The organism is Streptomyces sp. NPDC107521 (assembly GCF_055598485.1).
In genome coordinates this window covers 433,694-460,659 of sequence record NZ_JBVKAT010000001.1, presented here as the reverse complement: position 1 = coordinate 460,659, position 26,966 = coordinate 433,694, and the positions used below count along the sequence as shown (strand labels likewise).

25 protein-coding genes and 1 riboswitch are annotated in these 26,966 nt (G+C 75.7%); of the genes, 12 read left to right on the top strand and 13 right to left on the bottom strand.

The window, feature by feature from the left end; genetic code table 11:
- Positions 1 to 82 precede the first annotated feature (82 nt).
- The 3 genes from ACZ7LB_RS01960 to ACZ7LB_RS01950 all read right to left on the bottom strand — a co-directional run bounded on the left by ACZ7LB_RS01960 (position 83) and on the right by ACZ7LB_RS01950 (position 2,321).
- A complete protein-coding gene (locus ACZ7LB_RS01960) occupies positions 83 to 487 on the bottom strand; it encodes a DUF3040 domain-containing protein (RefSeq protein ID WP_471464891.1) in 405 nt (134 codons plus the stop codon).
- 266 nt (positions 488 to 753) lie between these two features.
- Positions 754 to 1,602 carry a class I SAM-dependent methyltransferase gene (locus ACZ7LB_RS01955; protein ID WP_471464889.1) on the bottom strand — a complete coding sequence of 283 codons (849 nt, stop codon included), beginning with the start codon at positions 1,600 to 1,602 and terminating at the stop codon, positions 754 to 756.
- Between the two features lie 200 nt (positions 1,603 to 1,802).
- Positions 1,803 to 2,321 carry an SAV_6107 family HEPN domain-containing protein gene (locus ACZ7LB_RS01950; protein ID WP_471464887.1) on the bottom strand — a complete coding sequence of 173 codons (519 nt, stop codon included), beginning with the start codon at positions 2,319 to 2,321 and terminating at the stop codon, positions 1,803 to 1,805.
- A gap of 198 nt (positions 2,322 to 2,519) precedes the next feature.
- Between ACZ7LB_RS01950 and ACZ7LB_RS01945 the strand changes: the two genes are divergently transcribed.
- From ACZ7LB_RS01945 to ACZ7LB_RS01930, 4 genes are all read left to right on the top strand, one after another.
- Positions 2,520 to 3,956, top strand: coding sequence for an ATP-binding cassette domain-containing protein (locus ACZ7LB_RS01945; RefSeq protein ID WP_471464885.1), 1,437 nt, complete (start codon positions 2,520 to 2,522; stop codon positions 3,954 to 3,956).
- Positions 3,928 to 6,144 (top strand): YhgE/Pip family protein, encoded by a 2,217-nt coding sequence (locus ACZ7LB_RS01940; protein WP_471464883.1) that lies wholly within the window; start codon positions 3,928 to 3,930, stop codon positions 6,142 to 6,144. The genes ACZ7LB_RS01945 and ACZ7LB_RS01940 overlap by 29 nt, the downstream gene beginning before the upstream one ends.
- A 49-nt stretch (positions 6,145 to 6,193) precedes the next feature.
- The gene (locus ACZ7LB_RS01935) at positions 6,194 to 6,823 is read left to right on the top strand and encodes a TetR/AcrR family transcriptional regulator (protein WP_365205755.1); all 630 of its coding nucleotides are present in this window, start codon (positions 6,194 to 6,196) and stop codon (positions 6,821 to 6,823) included.
- A 346-nt stretch (positions 6,824 to 7,169) separates the two neighbouring features.
- Positions 7,170 to 8,669 carry a phytoene desaturase family protein gene (locus ACZ7LB_RS01930; RefSeq protein ID WP_471464881.1) on the top strand — a complete coding sequence of 500 codons (1,500 nt, stop codon included), beginning with the start codon at positions 7,170 to 7,172 and terminating at the stop codon, positions 8,667 to 8,669.
- 87 nt (positions 8,670 to 8,756) lie between these two features.
- Here the strand turns inward: ACZ7LB_RS01930 and ACZ7LB_RS01925 are convergent, their stop codons facing one another.
- The 5 genes from ACZ7LB_RS01925 to ACZ7LB_RS01905 form a co-directional block, all read right to left on the bottom strand.
- On the bottom strand, positions 8,757 to 9,731 hold the full coding sequence (locus ACZ7LB_RS01925; protein WP_471464879.1) for an SCO2102 family sporulation regulator: 975 nt from the start codon (positions 9,729 to 9,731) through the stop codon (positions 8,757 to 8,759).
- Positions 9,732 to 9,786: 55 nt separating this feature from the next.
- Positions 9,787 to 10,710, bottom strand: coding sequence for a methylenetetrahydrofolate reductase [NAD(P)H] (gene metF, locus ACZ7LB_RS01920; protein WP_471464877.1), 924 nt, complete (start codon positions 10,708 to 10,710; stop codon positions 9,787 to 9,789).
- Positions 10,711 to 10,867: 157 nt separating this feature from the next.
- On the bottom strand, positions 10,868 to 11,518 hold the full coding sequence (gene thiE, locus ACZ7LB_RS01915; RefSeq protein ID WP_471464875.1) for a thiamine phosphate synthase: 651 nt from the start codon (positions 11,516 to 11,518) through the stop codon (positions 10,868 to 10,870).
- 248 nt (positions 11,519 to 11,766) lie between these two features.
- A complete protein-coding gene (locus ACZ7LB_RS01910) occupies positions 11,767 to 12,132 on the bottom strand; it encodes an Rv2175c family DNA-binding protein (protein ID WP_471464873.1) in 366 nt (121 codons plus the stop codon).
- A gap of 91 nt (positions 12,133 to 12,223) precedes the next feature.
- Positions 12,224 to 13,474, bottom strand: coding sequence for an NAD(P)/FAD-dependent oxidoreductase (locus tag ACZ7LB_RS01905; protein WP_471464871.1), 1,251 nt, complete (start codon positions 13,472 to 13,474; stop codon positions 12,224 to 12,226).
- Positions 13,475 to 13,689: 215 nt separating this feature from the next.
- Positions 13,690 to 13,802, top strand: a riboswitch (TPP riboswitch).
- On the opposite strand from ACZ7LB_RS01905, the gene thiO reads away from it, so the two are divergent.
- The 5 genes from thiO (at position 13,799) to ACZ7LB_RS01880 (ending at position 19,256) form a co-directional block, all read left to right on the top strand.
- The gene (gene thiO, locus ACZ7LB_RS01900) at positions 13,799 to 14,998 is read left to right on the top strand and encodes a glycine oxidase ThiO (RefSeq protein ID WP_365205745.1); all 1,200 of its coding nucleotides are present in this window, start codon (positions 13,799 to 13,801) and stop codon (positions 14,996 to 14,998) included. (Overlaps the previous riboswitch by 4 nt.)
- A complete protein-coding gene (gene thiS / locus ACZ7LB_RS01895) occupies positions 14,995 to 15,219 on the top strand; it encodes a sulfur carrier protein ThiS (RefSeq protein WP_471464869.1) in 225 nt (74 codons plus the stop codon). Before thiO ends, thiS begins: the two co-directional genes overlap by 4 nt.
- 1 nt (position 15,220) lies before the next feature.
- On the top strand, positions 15,221 to 16,018 hold the full coding sequence (locus ACZ7LB_RS01890; RefSeq protein WP_471464867.1) for a thiazole synthase: 798 nt from the start codon (positions 15,221 to 15,223) through the stop codon (positions 16,016 to 16,018).
- A 373-nt stretch (positions 16,019 to 16,391) separates the two neighbouring features.
- Positions 16,392 to 18,311, top strand: coding sequence for a Stk1 family PASTA domain-containing Ser/Thr kinase (pknB, locus tag ACZ7LB_RS01885; protein WP_471464864.1), 1,920 nt, complete (start codon positions 16,392 to 16,394; stop codon positions 18,309 to 18,311).
- 66 nt (positions 18,312 to 18,377) lie between these two features.
- Positions 18,378 to 19,256 carry a deoxyribonuclease IV gene (locus ACZ7LB_RS01880; protein WP_471464862.1) on the top strand — a complete coding sequence of 293 codons (879 nt, stop codon included), beginning with the start codon at positions 18,378 to 18,380 and terminating at the stop codon, positions 19,254 to 19,256.
- A gap of 117 nt (positions 19,257 to 19,373) precedes the next feature.
- Here ACZ7LB_RS01880 and ACZ7LB_RS01875 read toward each other — a convergent pair whose 3' ends face one another.
- Positions 19,374 to 20,021, bottom strand: a complete 648-nt coding sequence (locus ACZ7LB_RS01875; RefSeq protein WP_471464859.1) for a sulfite oxidase-like oxidoreductase — start codon at positions 20,019 to 20,021, stop codon at positions 19,374 to 19,376.
- A gap of 182 nt (positions 20,022 to 20,203) precedes the next feature.
- On the opposite strand from ACZ7LB_RS01875, the gene bfr reads away from it, so the two are divergent.
- Positions 20,204 to 20,722 carry a bacterioferritin gene (gene bfr / locus ACZ7LB_RS01870; protein WP_471464857.1) on the top strand — a complete coding sequence of 173 codons (519 nt, stop codon included), beginning with the start codon at positions 20,204 to 20,206 and terminating at the stop codon, positions 20,720 to 20,722.
- Positions 20,723 to 20,771: 49 nt separating this feature from the next.
- On the opposite strand, the gene ACZ7LB_RS01865 is transcribed toward bfr, so the two are convergent.
- Both ACZ7LB_RS01865 and ACZ7LB_RS01860 read right to left on the bottom strand, forming a co-directional pair.
- Positions 20,772 to 21,020 carry a (2Fe-2S)-binding protein gene (locus tag ACZ7LB_RS01865; RefSeq protein ID WP_471464855.1) on the bottom strand — a complete coding sequence of 83 codons (249 nt, stop codon included), beginning with the start codon at positions 21,018 to 21,020 and terminating at the stop codon, positions 20,772 to 20,774.
- Positions 21,021 to 21,187: 167 nt separating this feature from the next.
- Positions 21,188 to 22,543 (bottom strand): class II 3-deoxy-7-phosphoheptulonate synthase, encoded by a 1,356-nt coding sequence (locus ACZ7LB_RS01860; protein ID WP_471464853.1) that lies wholly within the window; start codon positions 22,541 to 22,543, stop codon positions 21,188 to 21,190.
- A gap of 86 nt (positions 22,544 to 22,629) precedes the next feature.
- Between ACZ7LB_RS01860 and ACZ7LB_RS01855 the strand changes: the two genes are divergently transcribed.
- Positions 22,630 to 22,719 carry a trp operon leader peptide gene (locus ACZ7LB_RS01855; RefSeq protein ID WP_471464851.1) on the top strand — a complete coding sequence of 30 codons (90 nt, stop codon included), beginning with the start codon at positions 22,630 to 22,632 and terminating at the stop codon, positions 22,717 to 22,719.
- 106 nt (positions 22,720 to 22,825) lie between these two features.
- Positions 22,826 to 24,709: an anthranilate synthase family protein gene (locus ACZ7LB_RS01850; RefSeq protein WP_471464849.1), complete on the top strand. Its 1,884-nt coding sequence runs from the start codon at positions 22,826 to 22,828 to the stop codon at positions 24,707 to 24,709.
- On the opposite strand, the gene ACZ7LB_RS01845 is transcribed toward ACZ7LB_RS01850, so the two are convergent.
- Complete coding sequence (locus ACZ7LB_RS01845; RefSeq protein WP_471465111.1) at positions 24,661 to 25,656, bottom strand: 2-hydroxyacid dehydrogenase; 996 nt, start codon at positions 25,654 to 25,656, stop codon at positions 24,661 to 24,663. The two genes, ACZ7LB_RS01850 and ACZ7LB_RS01845, sit on opposite strands and share 49 nt — an antisense overlap.
- Positions 25,657 to 26,165: 509 nt before the next feature.
- Entirely contained in the window at positions 26,166 to 26,843 is a 678-nt protein-coding gene (locus ACZ7LB_RS01840) for a response regulator (RefSeq protein WP_471464847.1), read from the bottom strand.
- Positions 26,844 to 26,966: the final 123 nt, after the last annotated feature.

Below are 26,966 nucleotides of genomic sequence, written 5' to 3'. Positions count from 1 at the left end.
TGCGCGGGGGCGCCGACACGCGTGGAGGGGGCGACCACCTTCGCGGTGGTCGCCCCCTCACGACGTGACGGGATGCGGGCGGCTACTGGCCGCCCTGCTGTTCGTCGCGGCGACGCTGCCAGCGCTCCTCGATGCGGTCCATCACCGAGCGCCGCTGCCGCGCCTGGCGGCCCGCCTGCGGCCCGGCTCCGGCCGCCGTCTGCTGCTCGCCCGGCTTGGGCGCCTTGCGCCAGCCGGTCACGGCGAGGACCGCGCACCCCAGCATGACCAGGAAGCCCACGACACTGAGCCAGACCTGCTGGGCGACCATTCCGGCCATGAGGAGCGCAATACCCACGAGGAAGCCCACGACCGCCTGGTAGACCCGCCGTCGGGTGTACGTGCGCAGCCCGCTTCCCTCGAGCGCCGACGCGAACTTGGGATCTTCGGCGTAGAGCGCTCGCTCCATCTGCTCGAGCATGCGCTGCTCGTGCTCCGAGAGCGGCACGGAGTCCTCCTCATCGTGCAGTCGCCGGGGCGACCCGGGGGGGTCTCTTCAGGATAGGCAGGGAATCGCCCCCGTGAAACCCGCCCCTCTGCGCCAATTGGCCAACCGGTTTCCGCCATGCGCACGCCGGCTCGCTGAAGTTCCCATTCCCCAGCGGCCGGCCCGTCATGCCGGATGGTGTCCCTCGATCATACGGCGCCCGGCCGCGGTTCGGGCGGCCTGTGTCGTACTCCATCTGCCGCCGCGTCGCTGCTCAGCGGCGTACCTCAGCCGGCGGCCCGGGTATCCGGTGCCTCCTGGGCCCCTTCCGTCTCGCCCAGCACGTGGAGCTGCGTGGCCACGGAGTGGAAGGCGGCGAGTCCGGCCGCCGCGGCCTCCAGCTCCAGGAGGGCGTCCAGGGCGCCGGGCTCGTTGTCGACGAGTCCGCCGGGCACGAGGTCGGTGAAGATCCGCACGCCGTGCACGGCCGCGACCCGCAGGCCCGCGTCCCCGACCAGCGCGGTGAGCTCCTCGGCGGTGAAGCGGTGCGGCACCGGGTCACCCTCGCCCCACCGTCCGTTTGGGTCGCCGAGGGCGTGCCGGGCCTCCTTGAAGTGCCCGGCGAGGGCCCGGGCGAGCACGGCCCCGCCGACTCCGGCGGCGAGCAGGCTGAGGACGCCCTCGGCGCGCAGGGCGGCCACCACGTTGCGGACGCCCTCGGCGGGGTCGTCCAGGTACTCCAGGACGCCGTGGCAGAGCACCACGTCGTAGCCGCCGCGCTCGGCCACCTCGAAGAGGCCGCGGGCGTCCCCCTGGACGCCCCGCACCCGGTCGGCGACGCCCGCCTCGGCGGCGCGGCGCTCCAGGGCGAACAGGGCGTTGGGGCTCGGGTCGACGACGGTGACCCGGTGACCGAGGGCGGCCAGGGGCACCGCGAGGCTGCCGCTGCCGCCGCCGGTGTCCAGGACGTCCAGCGAGGGGCGGCCGGTGGCCCCGGCCCGGCGGTCGACCGCGTCCCGCAGGACGTCCCAGACGACGGCGGTGCGCCGGGCGGCGCGGGGGCGGGAGGGGTCGGAGCGCGGGGACGTCGCCCGGGACCGGTGGTGCGGGGCGGGCTGGCGCATCGGGTCCGGCACGGCAGTTGACTCCTCGGCGCGGCACCGCCTCCGGGAGGGGCGGAGCGAACGGACCGCCGTCCCTCCCGGACACGGGAAGGGGGGCAGTTTTCAGGCACCTCCCACCCTATGGCCTCCGGCGGGCGGACCGATCACTACGGTGCCCGCGCACGCGGCGGCACGGCCCGGCCCCCGCGCCGGGGGCCCGCACGGGGTCGGGATCAGCCGGCGTCGGGGCGGGGGCGGGGCAGGACGGGCTGGAGGACCAGCAGCCGTTCGACGATGCGCAGGAACACCGCGACGTCCCGTACCAGGTCGTCGGCGTCCCGCTTGCCGGCCGCGCCCCGGATGCCGGCCTCGGCGCGGGCCCGGCGCAGGGCGCCGGAGGCGAAGAGCGCGCTCCAGTCGGCCAGCTCGGGGGCGATCTCCGGGAGCACCTCCCAGGCGCTGCGGATGCGGGCCCGCGCCCTCGGGGTGGCCTCCGGGCGGCCCCGGGCGGCGAGCACGGCGGCGGCGGTGCGCAGGGCGGCGAGGTGGGCGGTGGCGTAGCGCTCGTTCGGCGTCTCGAGGCGAGCGGCCTCCTCAAGGCCGGCGCGGGCCTGGACGAGCAGGTCCAGGGCGGCCGGCGGGGCGGTGGTCCGGCGGAGCACGGGGTGCACATCGCTCGCCGGGCCGGTCGGTGAGGGGGCAGGGCCGGCCGTGTGGGGCCGCCGGGGGGCGGCCGCGGACGAGTGGGCCATGACGATCCTCCTGTCGTCGCGTGACGGCGCTGGGCCGTTGGGGTCCATCGTCGGGGACGCCACTGACAGTCCGTTCCGACCTGCGCTTTTGCCCCGGCCGGAGGTTCGGGTTAGTTTTTGCACTGACCAGTCAGTACAAAATCTGGGTCCGGGTGTCCGCATGCCCTCGCGGTCCCGGCGGAGCAGGGGGTGGGGGCCGTGGACGGTCCGTTCGGACTGGGGGTGACGGCCCGCGGCCTCGGCGTGCGGGGACCGCGCGGCTGGGCGTTCCGGGGGGTGTCGTTCGACGCGGAGCCCGGGGCGCTGGTCGCGGTGCGGGGACCGTCCGGCTCCGGGCGCACCGCGCTGCTGCTGACGCTGACCGGGCGGATGCGGCCCACCGAGGGGCGGGCCGTCGTGGGCGGGCTGCGGCTGCCCCGGGGGATGGCCGCCCTGCGGCGGGTCAGCGCCCTGGCGCACGTGCCCGGGATCACCGATCTCGAACCGTCGCTGACGGTCGCCGAGCACCTGCGCGAGCGGGAGCTGCTGCAGCGCCGCTTCCGCGACGAGGTGCGCGCGCTGTTGCGCCTCCGGGCCCGGCGGACGGCGGCGTCGCGGCGGACCGGGGAGGCGCTGGCCTCGGCCGGGCTGGACGTGGACGCGCTGCCCAGGGGCCCGCGCACGGCCGTACGGGATCTGGAGCGCCTGGAGGCGCTGCGGCTGTCGGTCGCCCTGGCCCTGATCGGCCGCCCCCGGCTGCTCGGGGTGGACGACGCCGACCTCAAGCTGTCGGACGCCGAGCGGGCCGAGCTGTGGGCGCTGCTGGAGTCGGTGGCGCGGGAGGGCACGACGGTCGTGGCGGTGTGCAGCGAGGCGCCCCGGTCGGCGGTACTGGTGTCCACCGGCCGCGAGCCGGGGGCCGCCCCGGACCGGGACACCGGGGACGGCGCCCCGCCGGACGGAACTCCCCCGGCCGACGGGACCCCTCCGGCCGACGAAACCCTTCCGGCCGATGGGACTCCCCCACCGGACGGGGCCTCGCCGATCGATGGGACTCCCCCGGCCGGCGCGACCGAACCGGACGCCCGCCGCACACCCCCGCCCGCGCCGGGCCGCAGGAGCACGGCGGCCGGTGCGGACGGTGCCGCGGGGCACGGTACCGCGGAACACGAGGGCACGCCCCCGGACACCCCGGCCCCCGGATCAGGCCCCGGCCCCGGCCCCGGCGTCACGGCACCGGACAGCGCGGCCCCCGCCGCCGTGGACGACGCCGCCCCGCCCTCCGGCGCCGTCACCTCCGGCCCGGCACCCGGCGGCCTCACCCCCCGCCCCGCGTCCGCGCGGAAGCGGCGGGCCCCCGCCCGCCCGGACGCGCGGAACGGCGCCCCCTCCGACTGCGCTCCCGCCCGGACCGCGCCTCGCGCCCGCGCCCGCGCGCACGAGGCGTCCCCGCACGACGACGGCGCGGCTCACCGCGCCACTCCCCCGGACGGAACTCCCCCGGACGGCACCGGCACCGCCCGCGAGGGCACCTCCCACGAGGGCACCTCCCACGAGGGCGCCCCCGACGGGGACACCCCGGCGGAGAACCCCTCCGCCGGGCACGACGAGGAGAAGGGGGCGGCCGATGCGCTCGCCGGGACTGGCCGCGCTTGAGCTGCGGCGCTTCGGACGGGGAAGGCTGCCCCGCGCCGCCCTCGTCGCCCTGCTGCTGCTCCCGCTGCTCTACGGCGCCCTGTACCTGTGGTCCTTCTGGGACCCGTACGACCGGCTGGACCGCGTCCCCGTGGCGCTGGTCAACGAGGACGAGGGGGCGTCGGCCGACGGCGGGCGGCTCACCGCGGGCGACGACATCACCGAGGGGCTGCGCGAGAGCGGGACCTTCGACTGGCACGAGGTGGACGCCGAGGAGGCCCGGCGGGGCGTGGAGGACGGCCGGTACTACCTGTCGCTGACGATGCCCGCCGACCTCAGCCGCCGGATCGCCTCCGGCACCGGTGACGCCCCGGAGGCCGGCACGCTCCGGGTGCGGACGAACGACGCCAACAACTACGTCGTCGGACAGATCTCGCGGACGGTGTTCGGCGAGGTGCGCCGGGCCGCGTCCGGGAAGGCCTCGCGGGCCTTCCTCGACGGGATCCTCGTCTCGTTCTCCGACATCCACGCCGAGACCGAGAAGGCCGCCAAGGGCGCGGACACCCTCAAGGGCGGCATCGGCCGGGCCGAGAGGGGCTCCAAGGACCTGGCGGACGGCCTCAAGGACGCCGAGAGCGGCAGCGGCAGGCTCGCCGGGGGACTGAAGGACCTCGACACCTCCTCGGACGGCCTGGCCAAGGGCGCGAAGGAGGTCGCGGAGGGCACCCGCAAGCTCGCCGGCCGGGTGAACGGGCTCTCCGGCACGCTCGCCCCCCTCCTGGAGGACGACGAGCGGAACATCGCCGACACGGCCCGCCTCGTCTCGGACGGCGCCGCGGCGCTCCGCGAGGACCTCGACGGCCTGGTGAAGCGGGCCCCGGCCGCCGCCGAGGAGGCCCGCGCCGAGGCCGCCGCGCTGGACGGGGTGTACCGCGCGCGCTGCCCGTCCGGGACGGGGACGGCGGCGACCGGGACCGGGCCGGCGACGGGGAGCGGCACGGCGGCGGGCACCGGGACAGGCCCCGGAGCAGGGGCAGAGGCAGGGGCGGACACCGTCCCCGGCCCCGCCGCCGGGGACGGCCCGGCCGGGCCCGACACCGCCTGCCCCCACCTGGAGCGGGCCCGGGACGCGGCCACCGGCGTCGCGGCCGTCGCCGGGGAAGTGGAGGGGCTGGTCGCGGACCGGAAGGACGAACTGAAGCGGCTCGACGGCGACCTGTCCGCCCTGCGGAAGCAGGCCACCGCGCTCGCCGCGCGCGCCCCGCGCCTGGCCGGGGACCTCGACGACGCCGTCACCCGGATCAACGACCTCGACGACGGCGCCGGGAAGGTCGCCGCCGGGGCCGAGAGGCTGCACAAGGGCATCGGCACCGCCCGGACCGGCGCCAAGGACCTCGACGAGGGCGTCGGCAGGCTGCGCACCGGCGCCGACGACCTGAACGGCGGCATCCTCAAGCTGGTCGACGGCTCCGAGGAACTGGCCGGAGGACTCCACGAGGGCGCCGGGCGCATCCCGGACCACGACGGGCCGGACCGCGAGCGGCGGGCCGGGGTGCTGGCCGACCCGGTGCGCCTGGTCTCCGACTCCCTGCACCGGGCGCCCAACTACGGCACCGGGTTCGCCCCGTACTTCATCCCGCTCTCCCTCTGGGTGGGCGCCATGGTGGCGTACATGCTGGTCCCGCCGCTGAACGGGCGGGCGCTCGCCGCGGGGGCCTCGGCCCGGCGGACCGCGCTGGCCGGCTGGCTGCCGGTGGTGGCGCTCGGGGCGCTCCAGACCGCGGCACTGATGGCGGTGCTGCACTGGGCGGTGGGCCTGGAGATGGTCCGGGCGGCCGGGACGGTGGGCTTCCTGTTCCTGGTGTCGGCGTGCTTCGCGGCGATCGTGCAGTGGCTCAACGCCCGCTTCGGGCCGGCCGGGCGCATCCTGGTGCTCGCCCTGCTGATGCTCCAGCTCACCTCGGCGGGCGGCACGTACCCGGTGCAGACCAGTCCGGACCTCTTCAACGCGCTGCACCCGTTCCTGCCGATGAGCCACGTCGTCGAGGCGCTCCGCAGGCTGATCACGGGCGGCGGCCTGGCACCGGTGTGGCAGGCGTGCGCGGTGCTGACGCTGTTCACCGCGGCGGCCCTCGCGCTGACCGCCCTGGCGGCCCGCCGACGCCAGGTGTGGACCCTGGACCGGCTGCACCCGGAGCTGAGCCTGTGATGATCCGTTCGGTGACCGCGGGCGTGGGGTTCCTGTGACAATCGGGACCATGGACAGCAGCAGCACCTCCCCGCCGGGCGGCGGCCGGCGCGAGGCCACCCGGCAGAAGCTCTACGAGGCGGCGGTCACCCTCATCGCCGAGCAGGGCTTCTCCGCGACCACCGTGGACGAGATCGCCGAGCGCGCCGGGGTCGCCAAGGGCACGGTGTACTACAACTTCGCCAGCAAGTCCGTCCTCTTCGAGGAACTGCTGCGGCACGGCGTCGGCCTGCTCACGGCGTCGCTGCGGGAGGCGGCGGAGCGCACCGAGCGGGAGGGCGGCGGCCGGGTCGACGCGCTGGACGCGATGGTCCGGGCGGGGCTGGTCTTCATCGACCGCTACCCGGCCTTCACCCAGCTCTACGTGGCCGAGCTGTGGCGCACCAACCGCGCCTGGCAGTCGACGCTGCTGGTGGTGCGGCAGGAGGCGGTGGCCGTGGTGGAGGGCGTGCTGCGGGCGGGGGTGGCGGGCGGCGAGTTCAGCCCGGAGATCGATGTGCAGCTCACCGCGGCGGCGCTGGTCGGCATGGTGCTGGTGGCCGCGCTGGACTGGAAGTCGTTCCAGCCGGAGCGCTCCCTGGACGACGTGCACGCGGCGCTGTCCCGGCTGCTCCAGGGACGCGTGGGCGCCCCCTCCTGAGCGCCGCGGGGCCGGTGGCGCGCCGGGCGCTCCCCGCGTCCGGCGGTCAGGAGCGGGAACACCGGCCCGCCGCGGCCGCGTCCCCCGCGGGCCTCCGGCGGGCCGGCGCCGTCCTGCTCCCCCGTGCCTCCCCCGTCGGATCGCGGCCCCGCTCCCGTTCCGGCGCCCCGTGTCGCCGGTACCGGGCAGGGCCCCTCTCCGTCGCCCCCACTCTCCCCTCCGGGACGGTCCTCCCCCATCCGTCCCCGTACTCATCCCGGACCCTGAGTACGGCTACTCAGGGCCCGGTGCCCGGACCCGGTCCCTCGGGCCGGGGCCGCTCCCGGTGGCCGATAGGGTCCCCCACATGGCACGGATTGCGGTGATCGGCGCCGGGACGGGCGCGATGGCTGCCGCCGCCCGGCTGGCCGTCGCGGGCCACCGGGTGACGGTGTACGAGCGGACGGAGACGTACGGCGGAGCGCTGCGACGGGTGGAGCGGGACGGGTTCCGCTTCGACACCGGCCCCGGTCTGCTGCCGCTGCCCGCGGTCTGGCGCGATCTGTTCGTCAAGACCGGCCGGGAGCCGCTGGAGGACCGCGTCGGCCTGGTCCAGGTCGACCCCTCGGCGCGGCACGTCTTCGCCGACGGCACCGCCGTGTCGCTGCCCAACGCCTCGCGCGCGGGTGTGGTCGCCGCCCTGGACGCGGCGCTGGGCGCGCCCGCGGGGCAGCGCTGGGGCGACTTCCTGGTCCGGGCCCGGGAGGCCTGGGACCGGACGCGTCGGCCCCTGCTGGAGGAGCCCCTCTGGCCCGACTGGGAGGTGCTGGCCGGACGCGAGCCCTATCCGGCGGTCCCCCACAAGCGGCTGCTGCGCACCCGCCGGGCCGGGACGCTGGCCGAGGTGGGCGCGTGGGAGCTGCGGGACCCCCGGCTGGCGGCGCTGCTGGAGGGCCACGCCCTCGCGCACGGGCTGGACCCGCGCACCGCCCCGGCCAACGCGGCCGTACTGCCGTACATGGAGTACGCCTTCGGCATGTGGTACGTCCGCGGCGGGATGCGGGAGCTGGCGCGGGCGGTGTACGAGCGGTGCCTGGCCCGGCGGGTGGAGTTCCGCTTCGGGCAGGGGGTCACCGGGATCGTGGTGGAGGACGGCCGGGTCGCGGGCGTCCGGACGGGCGCCGACGGGGCCGTGGAGGAGGCGGAGTTCGTGGTGGCGGGGGTCTCGCCGGACGCGCTGGAGCGCCTGTGCGGGACGGTGCCGCCGCGCGGCGCGGGCGACGTCCCGGCGCCCCGGGGGGCGATGAGCAGGCTGACGGTGCTGCTGGCGCTGCGCGGTGCGCGTCCCGAGGGCACGGCGCACCGCACGGTGGTGCACGCGGCGGACCGCGACGCCGAGTTGGCCGCGCTGTTCGGTGCCGTGCCGTCGGCGCCCGGGCGCCCCACGGTCACCGTGCTGCGGCCCGGTGACTCCGGGTCGGTGCCGGACGCGGACCATGAGGCGGTCACGCTGACCTCGGTGGTGCCCGCGGACGGCGCCGGGGACGCGGAGGCGCGGGCCGGGCGGATGATCACCGCCGCCGCGGGCGCGGTCCCGGGGCTGCGCGAGCGCCTGCTGTGGCACGAGACGCGCACCCCGGCCGACATCGCGGCGGAGACGGGCGCTGCGGGCGGCGCGGTGCCGGCGCCCGCGCTGGCGGCGGCCGGTGGCAGACTGCTGCACCCGGCCAACGGCACGCGGATCGCGGGGCTGTTCACGGTGGGCGGCTGGTCGCACCCCGGCGGCGGGCTGCCGCACGCGGGCATGTCGGGCGCGCTGGTCGCCGGACTCGTCGTGGAGGGGCCGGAGTTCCGCGGCTCCCAGTGAGCCGGGGGCGCCCCGGGGTCCGCGCCGTCCGGCGTGCCGGGGCGGACCCCGGGCCGGGCCCGCCGCGTCCCGGCGGGCGCCGGACCGTCAGAAGCGGTACTGCTGCTCGTCGTACCCCTGGTTCCGCTGCTGCCCGTCGCCCGGGTAGGGGTACTGCTGCTCCGGCGGGAGGTCGCCGCCGTAGGGGGTGTCGGTGGTGCGCTGCTGCGGGACCCACACCCCGCCGGGCGGGGTCTCCCCGGCGTAACCGTCCGGGGTGCCGGGTGTACCGGTGGCGTACGGGTCCTGCCCGTAGCCCTGCGGGTCGTAGGGCGCCCCGCCGGGGGCGGCGTAGCCTCCGGTGTCGTAGGCGCCGCCGTTGTAGCCGTGGCTGGTGCCGATGTACGGGTCGGAGTAGGCGGCGTACTGCTGCCCGCCGTTGTCGTAGCCGTAGTCCTGGCCGGTGTAGCCCTGGTAGTCGTAGCCGTAGGACTGGTCGGCGCCCTGCGCGGCGGCCGGCTGCCGCTGCTGGTCGCCGCCGTAGCCGGAGTCGCCGCCGTAGACGCCGTAGGAGCCGGAGTCGTCCGGCATCGGCTGCGGCGCGTAGGCGGAGGTGGCCCCGGCGTCGGGCGCGTCGGCCGGGCGGGCCGGGGTGAACACGTCGTCGCCGTCGAACTCCTCCCGGCCCCGGCCCTCGTGGGCGGGGACGGCCTCCTGGAGCTGGGTCGGCGCGTCGTGCAGCGGGTCGGGGGCCTCCGGGCCGGAGACCTCCGACGACGGCTCCTGGCGTCCGCGTTCGGGACGGCGCCGCTTGCGGGCCAGGCCCGCGGGGGCGTTGACGGCCCATCCGGAGTCGAAGCCCCGGCGGAACGACAGGGTGACGTAGGTCTGGCCGACCGCGAACGCCGCCGCGCCCAGCCCGATGACGACGACGGACGGGATCAGGACGCCGAGGACGACGCCGAGGAATCCGCCGAAGGCCAGCAGCCGCCAGCGCAGCCGCGCCTTGTACTGCAGCAGGACCTCGCCCAGCAGCCACAGTGCGACGACGCCGAACGCGATGTAGAGGACCGTCCAGCCCATGTACGCCCCTCTCCCAGTGGCCGCAGTGCAGTGTCTCGCACGACTGGCGACCGGTCTAGACCTGCGGTGGTTGGTGCAGGCCCAGGTTCTCGTAGATTTCCAGGGTCGCCGTGGAGCTGTTCAGCGTGATGAAGTGCAGACCCGGCACTCCCTCGGCCAGCAGTCGCGCGCTGAACTCCGTGGCGAACTCGATCCCCATGGAGCGTACAGCGGCCGCGTCCTCCCGTGCCGCGAGGATGCGCTCTTTCAGCTCGTCGGGGAAGGCCGCGGTGCTCAGCCGGGGCAGCCTCTCCAGCATCTTCACACTGGTGACCGGCATGATCTCGGGGATGACCGGGGTCTCGCAGCCGGCCGCGACCACCCTGTCGCGCAGCCGGAGGTAGGACTCGGGGTCGAAGAACATCTGCGTGATCGCGTAGTCCGCGCCGGCCCGGCACTTGTCCACGAAGTGGGCCACGTCCGCGTCCCAGTCCGCGGAGCGCGGGTGCATCTCCGGGAAGGCGGCCACGCCGACGCAGAAGTCGCCGGACTCCTTGATGAGCCGGACCAGTTCGGCGGCGTAGGTGAGGCCCTGGGGGTGCGGGACCCACTCGCCCATCGGGTCGCCGGGCGGGTCGCCGCGGACCGCGAGCATGTTGCGGATCCCGGCGTCGGCGTACTGGCCGATGATGTTGCGCAGCTCCGCGACGGAGTGGTCGACGGCGGTGAGGTGGGCGACGGGGGTCAGCGTGGTGTCGGCCACGATCTGCTCGGTCTCCTTGACCGTCCCGGCCCGGGTCGAACCGCCGGCGCCGTAGGTCACGGAGACGAAGTCGGGGGCGACCGCCTCCACCCGGCGGAGCGCGTTCCACAGGTTCTTCTCGCCCTTGGGGGTCTTCGGCGCGGAGAACTCGAACGAGAACGTCGCCTTGCCGGTGGCGAGCATGTCACGCACAGTACGGGCGCGATCCGTCCTGATGGACGCGGTTCCTAGGGCCATACCGGCAGGGTAGCCAGGGGAGGGCGGCCCCCCAACCGGATGAGTGATTTTGTCCCGATTTGACGGTTTGGCTGTCCATCCCTTGGACAATTTTCCGGACACCCCGGCCGGGCCGACACCCCGGGCGCCGGGGCGGGCCGCCCGGCGCCGGACCCCGTCAGACGGCCTCGCGCAGCCGTGCGGCGAAGGCCGCCGCCGCCGCTCCCGGGTCGTCCGCCCCGGTGATCGCGCGGACGACGACGACCCGGCGCGCGCCCGCCTCCAGCACCTCGTCGAGGTTGCCCAGGTCGATGCCGCCGATGGCGAACCAGGGGCGGGCGGTGCCCAGCGCGGCGGTGTGCCGCACGAGGTCCAGTCCCGGCGCGTGGCGGCCCGGCTTGGTGGGGGTGGGCCAGCACGGACCGGTGCAGAAGTAGTCCACGCCCTCCTGGACGGCGGCCGCGGCGGCCTCGGCCTCGGCGTGGGTGGAGCGCCCGATCAGCACGTCGCCGCCGAGCACGGCGCGGGCGGCGGGGACGGGCAGGTCGCCCTGGCCCAGGTGCAGCACGTCGGCGCGGGCGGCGTGGGCCACGTCCGCGCGGTCGTTGACGGCGAGCAGCTTGCCGTGGCGGGCGCAGGCGTCGGCGAGGACCTCCAGGTGCGCCAGTTCCTCGGCCGCCTCCATGCCCTTGTCGCGCAACTGCACGATGTCGACGCCGCCGGCCAGCACCGCGTCCAGGAACTCGGGCAGGTCGCCCTGGCGGGTGCGGGCGTCCGTGCACAGGTACAGCAGGGCGCCGGAGAGGCGGTCGCGCGCGGAGTCGGGCATGGGTGTCCCCCAGATCGGTGACGGTGTGCGGGCGGACCCCGCCGGGACGGCGCACGGGGCCGGGACGGGTGTGGGGCGGCGCGGACCGGGTGGCCGAGTCGGCCGGGGCTCCGGGCGGAGTACGGGCGGACCGGCGGTCCCCAGCCGTACGCCGGGCGGGTGCCCCGGCGGCGCTCCGGCGCGCACCCGGGAGCGGCGCCGGGGCGCGGTGCCACGGGTGCCGTGCCGGGGCGGGGCGGGCGCCCGGGTCAGACGGCGAGTGCCTGGGCCCGGCGCTTCACCTCCGTGCCGCGGTTCTCAGCGAGCGCCTGGGCGGGGGTGCCGGGCAGGCTCGGGTCGGGGGTGAACAGCCACTCCAGCATCTCCTCGACCGTGAAGCCGTCGTCCCGCAGCAGGGTGAGGGTGCCCACCAGGCCCTTGACGACCTTGTCGTCGTCGATGAAGGCGGCGGGGATGTGCAGCGCGCGGTTCTCCCCGCGCCGGACGGCGATGAGCTGGCCCTCCTTGATGAGCTGCCGGACACGGGTCACCTCGATGCCGAGCATCTCGGCGATGTCGGGGACGGTGAGCCAGGCAGGCACGAGCGCATCGGTCTTTGCGTCAATCTCGGTCACGCGTCCAGCCTGCCACCTTCCACCGGCACCGGGAAACCGGCCCCCGCCGACCCGGGGCGTGCGCGCACGGGGCCGGACCGGTGGACGGGCGCTAGGCGACGGCCTTCTTGAGCGGGACGGAGGGGTCGGGCAGGAGGGCCGGGTCCATCAGGGTGCCCGCCTGGATCAGGCGGCGGCCCTGGGCCAGGTCGCGGGGGCGGCCGACCGCCAGCAGGGCGACCAGCCGGCCCTCGCGCAGCCAGCAGACGGTCCAGGCGGGTCCGGAGGGGTCGCCGCGCCGGACGGTGGTGTCGGCGGACGGGTGGTGGCCGGCGTACTGGACGAAGCGGCCGAACTGCTCGGACCAGAAGTACGGCACCGGGTCGTAGACCTCGGGGGCCTCTCCGGTGGCGGCGCCGGTGATGTTCGCGGCGACCGCGCGGGGGCCCTGGAGGGCGTTGTCCCAGTGGTGCACCAGGAGCCGTTCGCCGTAGCGCCGGGAGGGGAAGGAGGCGCAGTCGCCGACCGCGTACACGTCGGGGGCCGAGGTGCGCAGCAGGTCGTCGGCGAGGACCTCGCCCCGCTCGCCCAGCGCGATCCCGGACCCGGCGAGCCAGCCGGTGGCGGGCCGGGCGCCGACGCCGACGAGGACGGCGCCCGCGGGCAGCCGGGTGCCGTCGTCGAGCACCACGTGGCCGGGCTCACCGGGCTCGACGCGCGCCACCCGGGCCCCGGTGCGCAGCACCACCCCGGCGTCGGCGTACCAGGCGGTCATGTGATCGGCGATCTCGGCGGGCAGGGCACCGGACAGCGGCCGGTCGGCGGCCTCCACGACGGTGACGGCGCAGCCCGCCTCGCGCGCGGCGGTGGCGAACTCGGCGCCGATCCAGCCCGCGCCGACGACCACGACGTCGTGCCGGCGGGCGAGGACCGGGCGCAGCCGCTCGGCGTCGTCGAGGGTGCGCAGCAGGTGCACGCCGGGGGTGTCCGCGGTACCGGGCAGCCGGACCGGTTCGGCGCCGGTGGCCAGGACGAGGACGTCGTACGGCTCGGGGCCGTCGGAGGTGTCCAGGACGTGGTCGCCGGGGCGGACGCCGAGCGCCTCGCGGCCGAGGCGGAGTCCGACGCCGAGCGACTCGAAGTCGACGTCGAGGGCGGAGCCCTCGGCGGTGCCGAGCAGGACGGCCTTGGACAGCGGCGGCCGGTCGTAGGGCGGGTGGGGCTCGGCGCCGATCAGGGTCACGGCGCCGGTGAACCCCTGTTCCCGCAGCGCGACCGCCGTCTGCACCCCCGCCATGCCCGCGCCGACCACGACCACGCGCCGCGGCGCGTCCGCTCCCGGTTCCCGCCTCTGCTCGCTCACCCGATCACCATAGACACCCGGCGGGGCCCGGGCGGGCGGCACCCGGCACAACCACCGGGACGGGGCAGCCCCGACGGGCCCGGCGGACTCCCCGGTCCGCCCGGGTCCCCCGCGCGGCCCGGCGGTGTCGCCGCGCCGCCCCCGGTGGCGTCCCCGCGGGCGCCGACACGGCTCCCTTACGGGGCCGCGACGGTGAGGACTAGGGTGGCGGGCGTACACACACTCGCGGGAGTCCGGACGCACCGGGCTGAGAGGGAGGCTGGCGGCCTCCGACCGTACGCACCTGATCCGGGTCATGCCGGCGAAGGGAGGAGCTGGACGCCCATGCCGTCCCCAGCTTGCTCTGTCCATGTACCGCCGCCGACGCGCACGCCCGACGTGCTCGTCGTCGGGGGCGGGATCATCGGTCTGGTCACCGCCTGGCGGTCCGCGCAGCGCGGGCTCGCCACGGCGCTCGTGGACCCCGAGCCGGGCGGCGGGGCCGCCCAGGTGGCGGCCGGGATGCTCGCCGCCGTCACCGAACTGCACCACGGCGAGCAGACGCTGCTCGCGCTCAACCTGGCCTCGGCCCGGCGCTACCCGCGGTTCGCGGCCGAACTGACCGAGTGCACCGGCCGCGATCTCGGCCACCGCCGCTGCGGCACCCTCGCCGTGGCCCTGGACGCCGACGACCGCGCCCATCTGCGCGAGCTGCACGCCCTCCAGCAGAGCGCCGGGCTGGAGTCCGAGTGGCTGTCGGGCCGGGAGTGCCGGCGCCTGGAGCCGATGCTCGCCCCCGGGGTGCGCGGCGGTCTCCGGGTGGACGGCGACCACCAGATCGACCCCCGCCGGCTCGCCCGGGCCCTGGTCATCGCCTGCGAACGGGCGGGCGTGGCCTTCCACCGGGTGTGGGCCGAGCGGCTCACCGTGACCGGCGACCGGGCCACCGGCGTCGTCACCGCCGACGGGACCGCCCTGACCGCCGGTCAGACCGTCCTGGCCGGGGGCAGCTTCAGCGGGCGGCTGGCGGGCGTGCCGGAGGAGGTGCGGCCCCCGGTGCGGCCGGTGAAGGGGCAGGTGCTGCGGCTGACGATGCCGCGGGCGCACGGTCCGCTGCTGCACCGGACGGTGCGCGCCGTGGTCCGCGGCGGCCACCTCTACCTGGTGCCCCGGGAGAACGGCGAACTGGTCGTCGGCGCCACCAGCGAGGAGCTGGGCTGGGACACCACGGTGACCGCGGGCGGCGTCTACGAACTGCTGCGGGACGCCCACGAACTGGTGCCCGGCATCACCGAGCTGCCCCTGACGGAGACCCGGGCGGGGCTGCGGCCCGGCTCCCCGGACAACGCCCCGTTGCTCGGCCCCACCGGCCTGCCGGGGCTGCTGCTGGCCACCGGCCACCACCGCAACGGCGTGCTGCTGACCCCCGTCACCGGCGACGCCCTGGGGCACGCCCTGGTCACCGGGGAGCTCCCGGACGAGGCCCGCCCCTTCACCCCCCGGCGGTTCGACGCCGCCCCCGTCCTCACGGAGCGGTCCGCATGAACAACCCGCCGCACACCGCGGTCGCCATCTCGGTCAACGGAGAGCCCCGCCGGGTGGCCCCCGGCACGCCCCTGGACACGGTGGTGGCCACGCTCACCGCGGCGCCGTCCGGGGTGGCCGCCGCCGTCAACGAGGCCGTCGTCCCGAGGAGCCGCTGGGCGTCCACCGCCCTGGCCGAGGGCGACCGCGTCGAGATCCTCACCGCCGTGCAGGGAGGCTGAGATGGCCGACGATCCCCTCGTCCTGGGCGGGCTGTCCCTCACCTCCCGCCTGATCATGGGCACCGGCGGGGCGCCAAGCCCGGAGGTGCTGGAGCGGTCGCTCGCGGCCTCCGGCACGGAGCTGACCACGGTCGCGATGCGCAGGGTGGACCCCTCGGTGCGCGGTTCCGTGCTGTCGGTGCTGGAGCGGCTCGGCATCCGGGTGCTGCCGAACACCGCGGGCTGCTTCACCGCCGGGGAGGCCGTCCTGACCGCGCGGCTGGCCCGGGAGGCGCTGGGCACCGACCTGGTCAAGCTGGAGGTGGTCGCGGACGAGCGGACCCTGCTGCCCGACCCCGTCGAGCTGCTGGACGCGGCCGAGACCCTGGTCGACGACGGCTTCACCGTCCTGCCCTACACCAACGACGACCCGGTGCTGGCGCGGAAGCTGGAGGACGTGGGCTGCGCGGCGGTGATGCCGCTCGGCTCCCCGATCGGCTCCGGGCTCGGCATCCGCAACCCGCACAACTTCCAGCTCATCGTGGAGCGGGCCCGGGTGCCGGTCATCCTGGACGCGGGCGCCGGAACGGCGTCGGACGCGGCGCTGGCGATGGAGCTGGGGTGCGCGGGGGTGATGCTCGCCTCGGCGGTGACCCGGGCCCGGGAGCCGGTGCTGATGGCGGCGGCGATGCGCGGGGCGGTGGAGGCCGGCCGGCTGGCCCGGCTCGCGGGCCGGATGCCGCGGCGGCACTTCGCGCGGGCGTCCTCCCCGGCGGAGGGCCTGGCGGCGCTCGATCCGGAGCGCCCGGCGTTCGGCTGAGGGACGGTTCCCGGGCCGGGAGGACGGCGGAGCCCCCGGCCCGGCCCCCGCCGCCTCCGCCCCCCCGCCGCCGCCACGACCCGTGCACGCGGGCCGCACTCCGTGCTCCCGCCCGCGCGCCCCGGAGTCCGGTCCCTTTGAGCCCGATCCCCCCCCGGGCGGGCTCCGGGGGCGGTCCCGCCGCGGGCCCGGCGGGGCGATCCCCGGCGCCCGCCCTCCCGCCCTCTCTCCTGATCTCCCTCCAAGGGGCCCGTTCCGCCCCGGCGGCCGTCCCCTCCCCCGTGCCCCGGCCCACGTCACAGGTGGGCTGCAGTACGGGCGGGAACCCCGGCCGGGGCCCCGGGGGGCGCGCGGCGGCTCGTAGACTCGGCCCGTGGACACGACCCTTCAGGACCCTCTGGTCGGGCAGGTGCTCGACGGCCGGTACCGCGTCGACGCGCGGATCGCGGTCGGCGGGATGGCCACGGTCTACCGGGCCGTGGACACCCGCCTGGACCGCGTGCTCGCGCTGAAGGTGATGCATCCGGCGCTGGCGACCGACGCCACGTTCGTCGAGCGGTTCATCCGCGAGGCGAAGTCGGCGGCCCGGCTCGACCACCCCAACGTCGTCCAGGTCTTCGACCAGGGCGCCCAGGGCGCGTACGTCTACCTGGCCATGGAGTACGTCGCCGGCTGCACCCTGCGGGACGTGCTGCGCGAGCGGGGCGCGCTGCGGCCGAGGGCCGCGCTGGACATCCTGGAGCCGGTGCTGGCCGCGCTCGGCGCCGCGCACCGGGCCGGGTTCGTGCACCGGGACATGAAGCCGGAGAACGTGCTCATCGGCGACGACGGCCGGGTCAAGGTCGCCGACTTCGGCCTGGTCCGCGCCGTGAACACGGTCACCAGCACCACCGGGGCGGTCCTCGGCACCGTCGCCTACCTGGCACCGGAGCAGATCGAGAAGGGCACCGCCGACCCGAGGGTCGACGTGTACGCCTGCGGCGTCGTCCTGTACGAGATGCTGACCGGCGGCAAGCCGCACGACGGGGAGTCCCCCGCGCAGATCCTCTACCAGCACCTCCACGAGGACGTGCCGCCGCCGTCGGCCGAGGTGCCGGGGCTGCCGTACGAGCTGGACGGGCTGGTCGCCTCCGCCACGGCACGGAATCCGGAGGTCCGTCCGCACGACGCGGTGGCACTGCTCGCCGAGGCGCGCGAGGCGCGGTCCCGGCTGAGCGCGGAGCAACTCGACGCGGTGCCGCCGGGGGCGCTGGCCGCCGCCCACGACAACGCCGAGGACCGCACCAGTGTGATACCGCGCCCGCCCGCCGCCGGGCCGTCGGCCGCCGGTACCGGGGACGACGGCGTGCGGCACACCAGCCGGCTGACCGCTCCTCCCCCGCCGCCGCCGCGCCGCCGCGGCCCCGGTGTGCCGCGCGGACCGCTGGCGGTCGTGCTGGCGGTCCTGCTGGTGCTCGGGGTGGGCACGGGCGTCTGGTACATCAGCTCGGGCCAGTTCACCGAGGTGCCGCCGCTGCTGTCCAAGACCGAGGCGCAGGCCCGGAAGCGGCTGGAGTCGGCCGGGCTGGGCGTGGGCACGGTGGGGCACTCCTACAGCGACACGGTCGAGCGCGGCCGGGTGATCGACAGCGATCCCGGGGCCGGTGCGCGCATCCGCAGGAACGGCTCGGTGTCCTTCACCGTCTCGGACGGGCCCCGGACGGTGAAGCTGCCCGACGTGGGCGGTTACCGGCTGGACCGCGCCCGGAGCGCGCTGAAGGACGCGGGGCTGGAGCCCGGCATGGTGACCGAGGAGTTCAGCGAGGACGTGCCCGCGGGCTACGTCGTCGCCACGAAGCCGGGCGCGGACACCTATGTGCGCGGGGGCGCCGCGGTCGCGCTGGTCGTCAGCAAGGGCCGCGCCGTGGAGGTCCCGGACGTGACCGGCGACGCCCTCGACGACGCCCGGGAGGAGCTGGCCGACGCCGGTCTGAAGGTCGAGGTCGCCCCGGAGCGGGTCACTTCCGAGTACGAGGAGGGCGAGGTCGCCCGGCAGAGCCCGGAGGGCGGCGCCGAGGCCGCCGAGGGCGACACGGTGACCCTGACGGTGTCCAAGGGGCCGGAGCTGGTCGAGGTCCCGGACGTGGTCGGGGACAGCGTGGACGACGCCACCCGGGCGCTGAAGGACGCGGGCTTCGAGGTCCGGGAGGAGCGGGGGCTGCTCGGCCTCTTCGGGGACACCGTGAAGAAGCAGTCGGTGGAGGGCGGCGACACCGCGCCCCGGGGCTCCACGGTGACGATCACCATCAGGTGACCGGGCGCGGGCCGGGCTGGGCACGGGCGCGTCCGGACGGGTGATCCCGCATGACACCCTGGACGGGTGACGACACAGCGCCCCGCCCTTCCCCGCAACCCCGTCGGCGGCCACGTCCCCGTGGCCGGCGGACTGCACTCCGTCGGGATGTCCTACGCCCGTGAGCTGGGGGCCGAGGCGGTGCAGGTCTTCGTCGCCAATCCGCGCGGCTGGGCCACGCCGACCGGCAACCCGGCGCAGGACGAGGCGTTCCGGGAGGCGTGCGCCGCCGCGTCGGTCCCCGTGTACGTGCACGCGCCGTACCTGATCAACTTCGGCTCGCACACCGAGGCGACGGTGGAGCGCTCGGTGGAGTCGCTGCGCCACTCGCTGCGGCGGGGCCGGGCGATCGGGGCGCGGGGCGTGGTGGTGCACACGGGCAGCGCGACCGGCGGCCGGACCCGCACGGTGGCCCTCCGGCAGGTCAGGGAGCGGTTGCTGCCGCTGCTGGAGGAGCTGACCCACGACGACGACCCGTATCTGCTGCTGGAGTCGACGGCCGGGCAGGGGTCCTCGCTGTGCTCCCGGACCTGGGACTTCGGGCCGTACTTCGAGGCGCTGGACGCGCATCCGCGGCTGGGCGTGTGCCTGGACACCTGCCACGTCTTCGCGGCGGGCCACGACCTGACCGGCCCGGACGGGATGCACCGGACGCTGGACCTGCTGGTGGGGACGGTGGGCGAGGGGCGGCTGCGGCTGATCCACGCCAACGACTCCCAGGACGTCGCCGGGGCGCGCAAGGACCGCCACGCGAACATCGGCGCCGGGCACATCGGGGAGGACCCGTTCCGGGCGCTGATGACGCACCCGGCGACGGAGGGCGTGCCGCTGGTGATCGAGACGCCGGGCGGCCGGGAGGGGCACGCGGCGGACGTGGAGCGGCTGAAGAAGCTGCGCGACGGCTGATCCGGAGCCCGGGGCACGGGGCCGCGGGGCGTACGGACGGGGGAACGGACGGGGCACGGGGCCGCGGGGCGCGCGGACGGTGGGGGCGGGGCCGCGGGAGGCGGTCCCGCGGAAGGCTCAGAGCTCCGGGCCGTCCCCGGGCTCCTCCTGGTAGGAGTAGCGCTGCTCCCGCCAGGGGTCGCCGATGTTGTGGTAGCCGCGCTCCTCCCAGAAGCCGCGCCGGTCGGCGGTCATGTACTCGACGCCCCGGACCCACTTCGGGCCCTTCCAGGCGTAGAGCTGGGGGACGATCAGGCGGAGCGGGAAGCCGTGCTCGGCGGTGAGCAGCTCACCGTCCTTGTGGGTGGCGAAGAGGGTGCGCTCGGCGGCGAAGTCGGCCAGCCGCAGGTTGGAGCTGAAGCCGTACTCCGCCCACACCATCACATGGGTGACGGAGGGCGCGGGCGGGGCGAGGCCGAGGATGGTGCGGGCCGGGACGCCGCCCCACTCGGCGCCGAGCATGCTGAACCGGGTGACGCAGTGCAGGTCGGCCACGACCGTGGTGTACGGCAGGGCGGTGAACTCGTCGTGGTTCCAGCAGTGCTTCCCGCCGTCGGCCGTGGCGCCGAAGACCCGGAACTCCCAGCGCTCGGGGCGGAACTTGGGAACGGGGCCGTAGTGGGTGACCGGCCAGCCGCGCTGGAGCCGCTGCCCCGGCGGAAGCTCGAACCGCGGGGCTCCCTCCGTACCGCCTTCTCCCGACGCGCGTTCCACCGGCTGACCCATGTCTCCATCCTGACAGACCGGGACCGATGCCCCCGCTCGGGGTCACCCGAACACGGACAGAGGACGACCAATGCGTGCAAGCGTGTACGTACTCACTAAGTCAAGACTTACTGGACGATCTTCCCCGCCGGTGCAATCATGCGGCGCAACCCTCCTGTTCCCGCTGGAAGGAGTCCCACACGATGCAGGGCGACCCCGAGGTCATCGAGTTCCTCAACGAACAGCTCACCGCCGAGCTGACCGCGATCAACCAGTACTTCCTGCACTCGAAGCTGCAGGACCACAAGGGCTGGACGAAGCTGGCGAAGTACACCCGCGCCGAGTCCTTCGACGAGATGCGCCACGCCGAGCTGCTCACCGACCGCATCCTGCTGCTGGACGGGCTGCCGAACTACCAGCGGCTGTTCCACGTCCGGGTGGGCCAGTCGGTGACCGAGATGTTCCAGGCCGACCGCGAGATCGAGATCGAGGCGATCGACCGGCTGCGCCGCGGCGTCGAGGTCATGCGGGCCAAGAGCGACATCACGTCGGCCAACATCTTCGAGGCGATCCTCGCCGACGAGGAGCACCACATCGACTACCTGGAGACCCAGCTCGACCTGATCGAGAAGCTGGGCGAGTCCCTGTACCTGTCGACGGTCATCGAGCAGTCCCAGCCGGACTCCTCGGGGCCGGGCACGGACGGCTTCTCGTCCCACTGACCGGGACGGGCGGGCCGCCGGCGCCGGGCCGGACCCGGCAGGGGGCCGCTCAGGCGGCTTCGGGGAGGCCGGTCCCGGGGAGCTCCGCGAGGACCGGTCCGCCCTGGTCGGCGACGGTCCGGCGGGGGCAGGCGCCGCGGCCCAGCAGGGCCTGGATGCGCCGGACGCAGCCGCCGCAGTCGGTGCCGGCCTTGCAGGCGGAGGCGATCTGCCGAGGCGTGCAGGCGCCCGCTTCCGCGTGGTTCCTCACCTGTTCCTCGGTCACGCCGAAGCAGCTGCAGACGAACACGCGGTTCACCTCCCGACGGGATCGATCAGTGGTGCCGTCCCGACTGATCGGTGAGGCAAACCTAACCTTACCCATACCGGCGGAGGCGCGACAGGGGAAGGGGCGCGGATCGTCTGTGACCCGCGCCCCACTCCGTGCCGTGCCGCCCCGCGCACGGGGCGCGCACGGGCCGGGCCTCACTGGTCCCGGTACATCTCCGCGACGAGGAACGCCAGGTCCAGCGACTGGCTGCGGTTGAGCCGCGGGTCGCAGGCCGTCTCGTAGCGCTGGTGCAGGTCGTCGACGAAGATCTCGTCGCCGCCGCCCACGCACTCGGTGACGTCGTCGCCGGTCAGCTCCACGTGGATGCCGCCCGGGTGGGTGCCGAGGCCCTTGTGGACCTCGAAGAAGCCCTTGACCTCGTCGAGCACGTCGTCGAAGCGCCGGGTCTTGTGACCGGAGGCCGCCTCGAAGGTGTTGCCGTGCATCGGGTCCGTCACCCAGGCCACCACCGCGCCGGACGCGGTGACCTTCTCGACCAGCTCGGGGAGCTTGTCGCGGACCTTGTCGGCGCCCATGCGGACGATGAAGGTCAGCCGGCCGGGCTCGCGGTCGGGGTCGAGGCGCTCGACGTACTGCAGCGCCTCCTCGGCCGTGGTGCTGGGGCCGAGCTTGATGCCGATCGGGTTGCTGATCCGGGAGGCGAACTCGATGTGCGCGTGGTCGAGCTGCCGGGTGCGCTCACCGATCCACACCATGTGCCCGGAGACGTCGTACAGGTTCCCGGTGCGCGAGTCGACGCGGGTCAGCGCGGACTCGTAGTCGAGGAGCAGCGCCTCGTGGGAGGCGAAGAACTCGACGGTCCGGAACTCCTCCGGGTCGGTGCCGCAGGCCCGCATGAAGTGCAGCGCGTTGTCGATCTCCCGGGCGAGCTGCTCGTAGCGCTGGCCGGACGGGGAGGACTTCACGAAGTCCTGGTTCCAGGCGTGCACCTGGCGCAGGTCGGCGTAGCCGCCGGTGGTGAAGGCGCGCACCAGGTTCAGCGTCGAGGCCGAGGCGTGGTACATCCGCTTGAGCCGCTGCGGGTCGGGCACCCGCTCGGCCTCGGTGAACGCGAAGCCGTTGACCGAGTCGCCGCGGTAGGTCGGCAGGGTCACGCCGTCGCGGGTCTCGGTGGGCTTGGAGCGCGGCTTGGAGTACTGGCCGGCGATCCGGCCGACCTTCACCACGGGCACGGACGCGGCGTAGGTGAGGACGGCGCCCATCTGGAGCAGCGTCTTCAGCTTGGCCCGGATGTGCTCGGCCGACACCGCGTCGAACGACTCCGCGCAGTCACCGCCCTGGAGCAGGAACGCCTCGCCCCGGGCCACCGCGGCCATCCGTCCGCGCAACTGGTCGCACTCACCGGCGAAGACCAGCGGGGGATAGGTGCCCAGCTCGGCGATCACATCGCGCAGGGCCTCGGCGTCCGGGTACTCGGGCTGCTGCGCCGCAGGCAGGCTTCGCCACGTCGCCTCGGCGGCGACACTTCGGGAATCAGCGTTGACGGTCACCCTCCAAACAGTACGCGGTCGGCGGGGGTGCACCGCCGCCCGCCCAGTCCGTGAGACGGCACCGTCCGGGCACGGCCCGTCACGACATGTCACCCGCCCGGTCGTGTACGCTGCCCGCCATGTTCGCGCACTCGACCCGTTCCTGGTGGTGGACCGCTCATCCGGCGGCCCACTGACTGCGCGTACGCACGACTTTCGCGAAGGCCGCCCCGAGGGGCGGCCTTCGGTGTTTCCGCGGCCGGGACCGTCCCTCTCCTCCACGACGAGAAGGACCAGGATCACATGAACCCGCTCGACACCCTCGCGACCGGCACCCGGCCGTTCGCCCTGCTGCGCCGCCGCTCCCCCGGCCGCGACCACGACGTGGTGGAGCTGCTGACCGGCCCGGTCACCGAGCACGCCCGGCTGGCGTCGCTGCCCGACGAGGGGCTGGCCCTCGTCCCCTTCCGGCAGATCCGCGAGCGCGGCTTCGACGTCCGCGACGACGGCACGCCGCTGCTGGTGCTCACCCCCGAGGAACGGCACGAGGTGCCGCTGGCCGAGGCGCTCGACGCGCTCCCGGCGCACGCGGTGCGCGTCGAGGACGGCGGCTTCGACACCGGCGACGAGGAGTACGCCGCGATCGTGCGCCGGGTGCTGGAGGAGGAGATCGGCCGGGGCGAGGGCGCCAACTTCGTGATCCGGCGCACGTACCGGGGCACCGTCCCGGGCTTCGGGCGGGCCGACGCGCTGGCCCTGTTCCGGCGGCTGCTGGAGACCGAGCGGGGCGCGTACTGGACGTTCGTCGTGCACACCGGGGAGCGGACGCTGGTGGGGGCGAGCCCCGAGGCGCACGTGCGGATGTCCGGCGGGACGGTCGTGATGAACCCCATCAGCGGCACCTACCGCTATCCCGCCTCGGACCCCTCCCCGGAGCACCTGCTGGAGTTCCTCGCCGACGCCAAGGAGATCGAGGAGCTCTCGATGGTGGTCGACGAGGAGCTGAAGATGATGTGCGACGTCGGGGACATGGGCGGGGTCGTCGTCGGGCCGCGGCTGCGGGAGATGGCGCACCTCGCGCACACCGAGTACGAACTGCGCGGCCGGTCCTCGCTGGACGTGCGCGAGGTGCTGCGGCGCACCCTGTTCGCGGCGACGGTGACCGGCTCGCCGGTGCAGAACGCCTGCCGGGTCATCGAACGGCACGAGAGCGGGGGCCGCGGCTACTACGCCGGGGCGCTGGCGCTGCTCGGGCGGGACGCGGGCGGCGCCCAGACCCTCGACTCCCCCATCCTCATCCGCACCGCCGACATCGACGCCGCCGGGCGGCTGCGGGTGCCGGTCGGCGCGACCCTGGTGCGCGGCTCGGACCCGGCCGGCGAGGTCGCGGAGACGCACGCCAAGGCGGCCGGGGTGCTGGCGGCGCTGGGGGCGCGCCCCGCGCGGCCCCGGACCGGGGCGGCCCGGCCCCGGCCGGCCGACGACCCCCGGGTGCGGGCGGCGCTGGACGGGCGCCGGGCGGCACTGGCGCCGTTCTGGCTGCGGATGCGGGAGCCGGTGCCGGCGGACGCCGGGCACGCCCTGGTGGTGGACGCGGAGGACACCTTCACGGCGATGCTCGCGCACCTGCTGCGCTCGGCCGGGTACGCGGTGGACGTCCGGCGCCACGACGAGCCGGGACTGCGCGGGGCGGTGCGCGGGCACCACGGGCTCCTCGTGCTCGGGCCCGGACCCGGCGATCCGGCGGACGCCGCCGACCCGAGGATGCGCCTGCTGCGGGCGCTGACCGCCGAGGCGCTGCGGGAGCACCGGCACGGGCTCCTCGGGGTCTGCCTCGGGCACGAGCTGATCGCGGCCGAACTGGGGCTGGACATCGTCCGCAAGGAGGTGCCGTACCAGGGGGCGCAGACGGAGATCGACCTGTTCGGACGGCCGGAGACGGTCGGCTTCTACAACAGCTTCGTGGCCCGCTGCGACGACGGGCGGGCCGCCGCGCTGGCCGCGCGGGGCGTCGAGGTCAGCCGGAGCGCGGGCCACGAGGTGCACGCGCTGCGCGGGCCCGGGTTCGCCGGGACGCAGTTCCACCCCGAGTCGGTGCTGACGCTCGGCGGGGCGGCGCTGGTGCGGGAGCTGGCCGGTCAGGCGCGCGGCACCAGCACGTTCTCCGAGCGGCGCCCGGCCCGGTAGTCCGCGACGTTGCGCACGGTGGCGTCGATGATCTGGCCGACGGCGTCCCGGGTGTAGTACGCCTGGTGGGAGGTGACCAGGACGTTGGGGAAGGTGACCAGGCGGGCCAGGGTGTCGTCCTCGACGGGCTGCAGGGACCTGTCGAGGTAGAACAGGCCCGCCTCCGCCTCGTACACGTCCAGGCCGACCCCGGTGAAGCGGCCCGCGCGCAGTTCCCCGACCAGGGCGGCGGCGTCGACCAGTCCGCCGCGGCTGGAGTTGATGAGGATGGCGTCGTCCTTCATCGACTTCAGCGCGGCGGCGTCGATCAGGTGCCGGGTCTCGGGCGTCAGCGGGACGTGCAGGGTGATCAGGTCGGACTCGGCGAGCAGCCGCTCCCTCGGGACGTACTCCATGCCGAGCGCGGCGCAGGCGGGGTTCTCGGCGACGTCCCAGCCGAGCAGGCGCATGCCGAAGCCGTGGGCGATCCGGGCGAACGCCTCGCCGATCTTCCCGGTGCCGAGCACCCCGGCGGTGCGGCCGTACAGGTCGCGCCCCATCAGCCCGTCGAGCCGGAAGTCGAAGTCGCGGGTGCGGTTGGAGGCCCGCACGATGCGGCGGTTGACGGCCATCGCGAGGGTCCAGGCGAACTCGGCGACCGAGAACGGGGAGTAGTACGAGACCCGTGCGACGGTCAGCCCGAGCCGCTCGGCCGCGGCCAGGTCGATGTTGTTGAAGCCGGTGGAGCGCTGGGCGATCAGCCGGGTACCCCCGGCCGCGAGCATCTCCAGCACCGGGGCGCCGAGAACGGAGTTGACGGACGAGGAGACGATCTCGTGGCCGGCCGCGATGGGGGCGGTGTCCTCGGTGAGGAAGACGTCCAGGCAGCGGATCTCCTCCAGGCCGAGGAACGCCCGCTCGATCAGGGGCTTCTCATCGGCCTGCACGCCGAAGGCGAGGATCTCCACGGACACTCCCGGATCGCCGGTCGGTCCGGACGGCCGCCCGGACCCGGGCCCGAATATACGGCGCGCGGCCCGCCACCGCCGGACGGACCGGGGCGCCGGGCGCGCCCGGCGGGACGGGGCACGGACCGCGGCCGGACGGACCGTGGCCGGACGGACCCACCTGGTGTGCCCGGCACGGGCGCGCGCCGGAATGCCGAGCGGCGTGTCCGGTGCGCAGGCGCGAGCGGTACCGGGACGGGCCTGCCCGGCGCACGGGGGCCGGGCGGTGCCGGAGCGGGAGCGCGGCCGGGACCGCCGGGGGCCGTGCCCGGTGTACAGGGGCGGGCCGGACGGCGCGGGGAGGGTGCCCGGTGTGGCGGGGCAGGCCGGGCGGCGCCATGGGCGGCGGCCGGGCCGGGAGCGCGGGCGGGGACCGCCGGGGGCCGTGCCCGGTGTACAGGGGCGAGGCGAGCCTGGCTGCGCCGTGGGCGGTGCCCTGGGCGGCAGCCGGGGGCGGCGGGCGGCCGGGCTCAGTCGGTGTCGAGCCCGCGCTCTATCGCGTAGCGGACCAGCTCCACCCGGTTGTGCAGCTGGAGCTTGCCCAGGGTGTTCTGGACGTGGTTCTGCACGGTGCGGTGGGAGATCACCAGGCGTTCCGCGATCTGCTTGTAGCTCAGGCCCTTGGCGACCAGCCGCAGTACCTCGGTCTCCCGGTCGGTGAGCCGGGGGGCGCCCGGCTCACCGGTGCCGGACGCCGGGGCCGGCTCCGAGGCGAGGCGGCGGTACTCGCCGAGGACCAGCCCGGCCAGTCCGGGGGTGAAGACCGGGTCCCCGGCGGCCGTGCGGCGCACCGCGTCCTGGAGCTCCTCGGTGGAGGCCGACTTCAGGAGGTAGCCGGTGGCGCCGGACTTGACCGCCTCCAGCACGTCGGCGTGCTCACCGCTGGCGGAGAGCACCAGGACGCGCAGCGAGGGATCGGCGCCGACGGCCTCCTTGCAGACCTGCGCGCCGGGCTTGCCGGGCAGGTTGAGGTCGAGGACGAGGACCTCGGGCCGGGCCGCCAGGGCGCGGCGCACCGCCTGGTCGCCGTCGCCCGCCGTGGCGACCACCTCGAAGCCGGACTCGGCCAGGTCGCGGGCGACCGCGTCGCGCCACATCGGGTGGTCGTCGACGACCATGACCCTGATCGGCCGCTGCTCTTCACTCATGGTCCGCTGCCTTCCCCCGGACGGGGATGCCGCCGGTGTTCGTCGATGCCTTCGGTCCTTCCGCGCGCCCGCGTGCCCGCGCCGCACGTGTGCCCGCGCCGCCGCCGGCCGCGGGCCCGGCCG